5 protein-coding genes and 2 pseudogenes are annotated in these 8,110 nt (G+C 44.2%); 1 reads left to right on the top strand and 6 read right to left on the bottom strand.

The genetic code is table 11. From position 1 onward, the window contains the following. Window positions 1–272 (top strand): transposase (locus tag KIV40_RS11480; protein WP_285349298.1); only part of this gene is annotated, 272 nt, incomplete at its 5' end. A gap of 176 nt (window positions 273–448) precedes the next feature. On the opposite strand, the gene KIV40_RS11475 is transcribed toward KIV40_RS11480, so the two are convergent. From KIV40_RS11475 to KIV40_RS11450, 6 genes and pseudogenes are all read right to left on the bottom strand, one after another. Continuing rightward, a complete protein-coding gene (locus KIV40_RS11475; protein ID WP_285349296.1) occupies window positions 449–1,525 on the bottom strand; it encodes an SUMF1/EgtB/PvdO family nonheme iron enzyme in 1,077 nt (358 codons plus the stop codon). Between the two features lie 187 nt (window positions 1,526–1,712). Next, the gene (locus tag KIV40_RS11470) at window positions 1,713–3,293 is read right to left on the bottom strand and encodes a DEAD/DEAH box helicase (protein WP_285349294.1); all 1,581 of its coding nucleotides are present in this window, start codon (window positions 3,291–3,293) and stop codon (window positions 1,713–1,715) included. 263 nt (window positions 3,294–3,556) lie between these two features. After that, a complete protein-coding gene (locus KIV40_RS11465; RefSeq protein ID WP_285349291.1) occupies window positions 3,557–5,953 on the bottom strand; it encodes a carboxypeptidase-like regulatory domain-containing protein in 2,397 nt (798 codons plus the stop codon). A 76-nt stretch (window positions 5,954–6,029) separates the two neighbouring features. Further along, window positions 6,030–6,612 (bottom strand): annotated as a pseudogene (locus KIV40_RS11460) (molecular chaperone). Next, window positions 6,609–7,043, bottom strand: a complete 435-nt coding sequence (locus tag KIV40_RS11455) for a DUF4402 domain-containing protein (RefSeq protein ID WP_285349289.1) — start codon at window positions 7,041–7,043, stop codon at window positions 6,609–6,611. The pseudogene KIV40_RS11460 and the gene KIV40_RS11455 overlap by 4 nt, the downstream one beginning before the upstream one ends. A 66-nt stretch (window positions 7,044–7,109) precedes the next feature. Continuing rightward, window positions 7,110–7,543: pseudogene (locus KIV40_RS11450) on the bottom strand (DUF4402 domain-containing protein). Window positions 7,544–8,110: the final 567 nt, after the last annotated feature.

Raw genomic sequence — 8,110 nt, 5'->3', positions numbered from 1 at the left:
CGAAACTTATCCGCTATATCGATGACGGTCATTTATCTATCGATAATAATCGCGCTGAGCGCGCAATTAAACCGCTGGTCATTGGCAGGAAGAACTGGTTGTTCTCAAACACACCAAATGGTGCTGATGCGAGCGCGATGCTTTACAGCATCGTCGAGACTGCAAAAGCCAACGGCCTTATCCTCTACGACTACATGGTCAAGTGCATGAAAGAGCTCGCGAAAGCTGAGCCTGATATCGATGCACTCCTGCCTTGGAACTTCAAACATTAACAACACCGCCCCGTGGGTTCATGGGGCGCATACGTTATAACGACTGCGTTCCTGTTTTTGTTTAGGGGGAGGGGAGACTGTGCACAAGTGAGTTTAAGTATGTGACGCTTACTTAGAGATGAAATGACAATACTGGTTGAGTAGACAGGAGAGAAATGTGTTGGCTCATATCTTGTCTATTCTGTAAGTGGTTTTGGTTGTTGAACTGAACAACGGAAGCTATGGCTTGGGGAGTAAGTATCAAGAGTAGGGTTCTCATCGGCGCGGTCAAAGGTCTTTATTCCTTGTCCGTCTCGAACAACTTTTTTGGTGCCTGACTCAGGACCTCTAGGGTTGTCTTGAGTTGAGTGGATAAAGTAGTCTTTGGCGTACCAGTCATTGACCCATTCGCTGATATTATTACTCATGCCATAAATGCCGAGTGGATTAGCTGGCCATTGGCCAATATATTCTTCACTGCTAGTGCCACTATTTACCTCTGAGGGTTTTATATCGACATACTTACCAATATTCGGGTCAAAATATCGTCCTTCCCGAATGGAACGATAACCATCATTGGTTGCATAGTAATAATGCTGTCCGCGACTCCTTGCCGCAAACTCCCATTGCGCTTCTGTCGGAATATCAAATTCTAAAGTGGAAACTTTGCCCAACCACTGACAGTAATCCTTTGCCTCTTGCCAAGATTTTGTATATGCAGCCTCATTGTTTTTCAAATTGTATTCAATAGCTTTCTTATATTTTTCATCTGTCCGCTCCATAGGCTTTGTCTTCAAAGGAATTACACTAATGAAGTTAGTGAGGGCGACCGGTAATCCATTTATTTGACGCATCCATTCCATATCTAAAAAGCTAGTTTCATATTTAGAAATCGAATAAGAATTGAGAGTAACTTTATGTAAATGTTGGGCTCCAGATAGGTTAGTAGCAAAGTTAAAACACTGCGCATCTGGAGACCAATCTAAACGGTTTTCAGTTTTCGTTGGGAAATCACAATCCATCTTGAAATCTCCCATATCAAAGCTGCCACCTTCAACAAATACAAGTTCTTCAATTGCTCGAACGACGGTTTTTGCTGCTCTCAACTTTTGCTCTTGAGTTGCCTCTGGATAAAGCTTATTGATGTTCGACACAATCGTATCGATTTGCTTTTGAGATACGGTCTCGCTAGACACTGGGATTGTTGAATTCTCGCTATTGCACGCAACCAATAAAGGAAACACACAAGCCATACCTAACCATCTGTTTTTCATTTGGTATTCCTTTTACTTTGTGGGCATATTTTACGCAAAAATAAAAGGTGAGAACAGTTTCAAAGCCACTGTATGACTAGTTATAACGACTGCGTTTCTGTTTTTTGGCGAGGAGATTCCAAACGCGCTGGATAAAACAAAGCCGCTGAGATTATCAGCGGCTTTGTTGTTTTAACTCGATATCTAATTACTTAGCAGTTTGCGGACGTGGCTTACGACGTTGTCCTGATGGCTTGTTGCTTGACGGCTTACCGTTTGAAGGCTTTGCGCCAGCTGGCTTGTCGCTGTTAGGCTTGCGGTTACCTGATGGTTTGCCACCGTTACCGTTTTTATTTGCGCCCGGTTTGTTCGCACCAGTCTGGTTGTTATTCGGCTTATTACCACTTGGCTTGCCGTTTGAGCGAGCTTGACCGTCACGGCTGCCTTTGGGCTTACCAGCGCCGCCTTTGCCAGATTTGTTTTCGCCCTTGCCATTTTTGTTGTCACTGTTGAAACGACGCTTTGGTTTGTTGTTACCACCGCTGTTTTTCTTCTCAGCGGTTTGACCGTTTTCACCTTCTGCTTTTGGCTTCTTAGGCTTTTTCGGTTTCTTTGGCTTGATAGGGCGAGTATCAAGCTTCGACTCTGGCAATACGTTAGTTGGTGCATAGCCGTCTAGCTCTTTACGAGGCAGCAGTTGTTGAATCAAACGTTCAATTGCAAACAGCTCTGATGCTTCAAGTGCGCACACTAAAGAAATCGCTTTACCCACTTCACCTGCACGACCAGTACGACCGATACGGTGAACGTAATCTTCAGCTACTTTTGGTAACTCAAAGTTAACCACTTGAGGAAGCTGAGGAATATCGATACCGCGCGCAGCGATGTCCGTTGCAACCAGTACGCGAACTTCGCCGGATTTAAAGTCAGCCAGTGCTTTAGTACGTGCGCCCTGGCTCTTGTTGCCGTGAATTACTGCAGCTGTAATCTTTTGGTCGATTAAGAACTTGGCTAAGCGGTTTGCGCCATGCTTGGTTTTGGTAAATACCAGTACTTGTTTCCAATCACCGTCTTTGATCAGTTTGACCAGCATTGGCGCTTTCTTCTTCACGTCTGCTGGGTAGATACATTGTTCTACAGTGCGTGCTGTTGAGTTTGCAGGGTTTACTGAAATCTCAACAGGGTTGTTTACCAAACCTTTTGCAAGATCGCGGATTTCATCAGAGAAAGTCGCAGAGAACAGAAGGTTCTGACGTTGCTTAGGCAGTAAATCAAGAATTTTGCGAATATCGCGAATGAAGCCCATGTCTAACATGCGGTCTGCTTCGTCCAGAACCAGCATTTCTAGTTGGTCAAACTTCACTGCATTTTGGTTGTATAGGTCCAATAGACGACCTGGTGTTGCAACCAATACGTCCGCACCTTTACGAAGGCGAAGCATTTGCGGGTTGATCTTCACACCACCAAATACAACTGCACTCGTTAGAAGTAGGTGACGGCTGTACATGAATACGTTTTCTTGTACCTGAGCAGCAAGCTCACGAGTTGGCGTGAGCACTAATGCGCGGACTTGGTTGCTTCGGACACGTGGACCGTTCGACAGACGTTCAAGAATCGGAAGCGTAAAGCCTGCCGTTTTACCTGTACCAGTCTGTGCTGCTGCCATCACGTCTTTCCCTTCCAAAACAGCTGGAATTGCTTGTGCCTGAATTGGCGAAGGGGTGTCGTAGCCTTTTTCCTGAATAGCTTTAAGGATTGGAGCAGATAGACCTAACGAGGTAAAACCCATATGTATGATTCTCAATTGTCGAGTTGGATAAAAAGTCGTCGATTTTATGTTCGACGCGAAAAGTGCGACATTCTGAGGCTTTTAGGCGTTGGCTTCAACTATTTCCGTCATGGATAAATATTTGAGATAGATCTCATTTTCAAATTGATCAATGGAGGCAGGGCTCGGCACGCCGTTTTTTCATTCAAAAAGAGGAGGGAGCGTTGGTGATGTGCTCTGTATATTTGTCCTTTAAATCAGAAGTATCCGTATTTATTAGACCTTCAATAGAAGTCGGAAACTTGGTAGTTAAGTCCGCTTATCCAAAACTCATTGTCGAGATGCGCCTGCATCATTCTTTTTTGTTGGCCGTTTTCTAAAGTAATGAGATAGAGCCCAGACGTTAGCCCCTCCACCATATAAAAGCCATCCTCCTCAATTTTGCTTGAGAACTCCATATCATTGGCCATGTGTTTAAAGTGCAGGTAGCTGTTGCTTTCGAGTTGGCCTTTTATCACACCATCAATGCCGAAAGAGGCGATCAAAACCACGGATATTTGTGTTATCCCTGCTTGGCGCGTATTGACGAGAATGGGGTTGTGCTGCGTGGTTAAGTTAAGGTCGAGTGCACTTTCATCAACATAGATGGAGAGATTATCGTGGGCAGGAACTTGGTGAAAAACAAACTCGCCGTTTTTATCGCTCTTAGCGTACTGATCGAGCACGCGCAAACTCACATTCGGGATTGTGTTGCCTTGTTGGTCGACGACGGTACCAACGAGTTTTGCGAAACTGTATTTGCTCCAATCTAATAGCTCGGCAATGTTGTCGTCGAAATGGCTGCGAGCCGCGGCTTCCGTCGTAAGCTCGACACCGTAATGTTCATGATTGCCAAACAGTTTGATTTTGAAGTTTGAGTTCACCCGAGCTTCGACCGTTGCGGACAATTCGAGATCAGTATTGTTATAGCTGGCAGACAGGTTCGACATAACCTCCTTGAAGTACTCCCCGCGTTTGAGCCAGCAATCGGTACAAATATTTCGTAATGAAGCTTCAGTCTGCTCGAGAGAGCCGGATTTATCCCATGCCCCTTTCACACGCCATGAGGTATCTGAAAAGCCATTTTTGGCGAGTTCGATAGTGTGTAAGAAGTCGTCGACATTCTCTTTCTTATCGTGGGTGTAATTAGATTCATAGCGGAGAAAAAGATTACGAGCGACTTTCATACTGACTTGAGGCGAGATTTTATAGCCACCGTCTTCATGCCTTAGATCCAGATAGGCATTATAGTAAGCGCCTGAATAGCTGTATTTTAAGGCGTCGTACAAGTCGGAATTCCGTGTGAAATTCGCAGACTTGTTGAGTTCCAAGCTTAACGATTGGGCGCGGCCAAACTGCATATCTAGCTCAATAGGGAAGCGCTGTAATTCAGGAATCCAACCCACTTGCATCGCCAACCAGTGGCTCGGAAGATACCGTGTTTGGAAAGCCAGCAGCGTGTCGTGTTCCGCGATTAACGCGGTGGCTCCAAAGGACAGGTAGTCATCTATGCCGTACTCGACGATACCCGCCCCAACTTTGGCGCCTTCAAAGTCGACGATGGCATCTACTCCCCACTTTCCTTTCGGAAGGAAACCACCATCCAAGCCTGCGATAACGACTTCCTCTTGCTGCCAAACGCCTTTCGCCAAGTAATAGCGAAACGTGAGTGTGTCACCTGGCGCGATATTGTTTTCTTCGATGACAAAGCGCCCAAAATCATCAGAGCGATAGGAGCTTTGATAAATCCCGTTGACCAACACATCGATGTTGATGTTTGGCTGCGTTGTTTGTTCAAGTTGCAGATCGCCAAATTTAGGTGTTGTCTCATGATTGGTGAGGTGAAACCCATTTTCTAGAATCACAGGATTGGAGTAGAGGCCGCCATCTAGTGCCACATGCCCGAGTTCAACTTGATTACTATTGTTTGGTGGGGAGAGCGTGAAGTTGTAGTAAGCCACAGGTTGATCTTCCCGTGAGTCAATAGACAGCTGACCTATCCAGTTCTCAGTGCTCATCAGCGAGTCAGAAAGAAGGTATCCTCCTTCCTTGTTATCGCTCTCATATGACGCGGTTGCGGAAAGGCGTGCGGAGAACCCCAACGTTGATAGCGGCCTGACCGCAGGTTGTCTTGCCAGTTTTTCAAGCTGTTTGGCTTTTTCGCGAGAGTCGCGTTTTAACTTTTGAATTTCCTCTTCCAGCTCTGAGGGAGACTTATAGCCCTTGTCGATGATGAGTTGATAGTCTTCGATGTACCAACGAGCTTTAACGGGCAAGCAATCTTTAAGGCTGCGCCAGTGGATGAGCCATTCCTGTTCATAATTGAGGACCTGAATGGGCTGTTGTGGCGAGTTAGACCGGTAACACACACTGTGAGCTAGGTCGATAATGAAGGCCGGAGTCTCTCGAGCCATGTCCTGTGGCAAGTGAATTTCACATCGCTGTTGAACACAATCTCCATGCATTTCTAATAAGTAAGCAATACTGCTCTCGATAGGCAGGTAGGGTTCTTCCTCATCGTCCATCATGACACGATAAAAACTGTCTCCTACATTGCCTAATCGGACTTCAATGTGCGCAGGATATAAGGATAACTGCGATGGTTCGTTGGCGAATAACGGAAAAGAGAGGGTGAAGAGCATCGACAAACACAGCCCAATGTAACGTAGTCTCATTCTGGTTAGATTGGGCTCGGTGCGTAAATCGATGTAAGACAGATTACAAGGTACATTCGTGTAGTGATTGTTCGTCTTGTGTGATCAGAATTTTAGTCTTAGCCGGTAGCGATCTCACAAGCTCTGATTGTCTAAGTAGTACCAACTTTTCTTGATGGTTTTCAGTGTTTAGTATGGCGTTAAACTGATGTTTGCCTTTGTTTTGAATACGTAACTCGCCGCTTTCGCACTGGAAGGACACGTCTTGTTTTATCTCGCCGCGTTGTGCATATACAGGGATATAGCTGTTTACTCTGAAGTCGAGATTAAAAGAGGGGCCCGTGCTTTGGGAGTCTGTGGTTTGGCTTTAATTCACGAATGACAGGTGGAGAGACTTTAATCCACTCCGCAATATCTTCTGTTTGCGCGATGTTTTTATCGGTGCGGGTGACGCCTCTCAAAGTGATAGGGCGATAAACCGGTTTGATTTCAAGTCGAATGGGCTTGTCCGAGCTGTTTTCAACGATAATCTTCTCGGTCACTGACTGATCTGCATTCAGCACCAAGCGGGTCGGAGCAATCAACAGTTGCGCATGAATAGGTAGCGAGATGATCACTGTTGTCAGCAGTAGAATTAGGTGCTTCATCGATAATTAACCTCAAAAGGAATGGTGCCAGAGTAGTTGCCTGCTGGAATTTTGGCGCCTATCCGAATCTTTGCGCCGATACATAACAATTTGCTTCTTCCATTGCTGTTTATTTTTGTGCGCCCGCGTTTAGATAAACCACACCCGTAAAAGATTCGACGTACCTTAATTTTTCGAGATGTCTTGTCATGATTAAGGTATTGGTTATTTGGTACGGTGACGGTAATTTTTTTCCCTGGTTCACCTTCAACATAAAAACGGACAACATACAGTTGATTGTGGGCAGGGCTAGAAACCGCATTTTGTCCTCGTCCAGATAAATATGTTCCTGGAAAAGAGATACCCATATTTTCTGGTACGATCGTCAACGCCAAGCAACTTTGGTGGGTAAATAAAAATAACCCTAAATAAAAAGAAACTTTTAATGGCATGGTATTCTTATACTAATAATGGCGGCACTATATTATTGCCGCCATTTCATTAAACGATACTATTGATTACTGGTAAGTAACATCAACTGGAACGCTTGCAGAGTACGTACCAGCAACAAGTGTCGCTGTTGATACTTCTGCTGTACCGCCAATTTTAAGCTCTGCTGTACCGCCTGTTAGCGTCAGTGTAGGAGAGAAATCAAAGGTCGCGCAACGTTGTTTGCACCATTTACAAGGTTAGTACCAGCGATAGCAACATCAACGACTTCACCAGCACCGCCGTCGATAGTGAAGGTCGCAGCGCCTGCGTCGCCTTGAGCAATCACAACATCTGTCGTACGGTCTGAAGTGATAATACCGAAGTCAAGATTCGACGTTCTGTTCATAGTGATCGCTTGTTTTACTTCTAGAGTCGCGTCAAAAGTATCGCTCACGGCAAAAGCGTTCATTGATGAAAGAGTGAGAGCAGATAGCGCAGTAATTTTTACAAATGTATTCATTTATTTACCTGTTATGTTTTAGTGTGAGTAAAAATATCTTATGTTTATGGCAAATAACATGGGGGTTGGAATATTCACCATTTAAATAAGATACATATAAAGAATCATTTGTAAAAATTTTCCCACTATTAAGTTGTAGATATATTAATAAGTTGAACAGTGGTCACAGAAGTTATTAGTGGTTGCTAATTAAGCTAATCTTATATTGTGGTTAAAAGTGGTTTTTGCGAATTAACCATATAAATACTGTGCAGTTATTGATTGCATAAAAATAAGGTGAATATTATTCAATATAAATATTACCAACCTTTAATGAAGAGGATGTTAATGTAGGTTTTAATAATTAAGAGATAGCAATTGAGAAATAATTAAATCTAATCTCTGTTATAATATTACATACTTATAATATGATGCTGGTGGAAAATAGGGCTCAGCTCGTATGGTGATATAAGGAAAATCGCTATTTGATACGCAGTGTGGGAGAGACTTATCTGTGCGCTTAGCTCCCAAAAGAGATGGGAGCTTGTGAAGACTGGTTAGTCTTGCTTATACCCGTTCAACTTGAAG

The sequence above is a fragment of the Vibrio sp. D173a genome, assembly GCF_030248475.1.
The sequence above is the reverse complement of the archived record's forward strand: the minus strand, read 5'-3'. Positions and strand labels throughout refer to the sequence as shown.

What these genes read in the sequence shown, in the direction of transcription:
- KIV40_RS11475 (WP_285349296.1), bottom strand. Translation starts at nt 1,525, where the DNA reads ATGAAAAACAGATGGTTAGGTATGGCTTGTGTGTTTCCTTTATTGGTT.
- KIV40_RS11470 (WP_285349294.1), bottom strand. Translation starts at nt 3,293, where the DNA reads ATGGGTTTTACCTCGTTAGGTCTATCTGCTCCAATCCTTAAAGCTATT.
- KIV40_RS11465 (WP_285349291.1), bottom strand. Translation starts at nt 5,953, where the DNA reads ATGCTCTTCACCCTCTCTTTTCCGTTATTCGCCAACGAACCATCGCAG.
- KIV40_RS11455 (WP_285349289.1), bottom strand. Translation starts at nt 7,043, where the DNA reads ATGCCATTAAAAGTTTCTTTTTATTTAGGGTTATTTTTATTTACCCAC.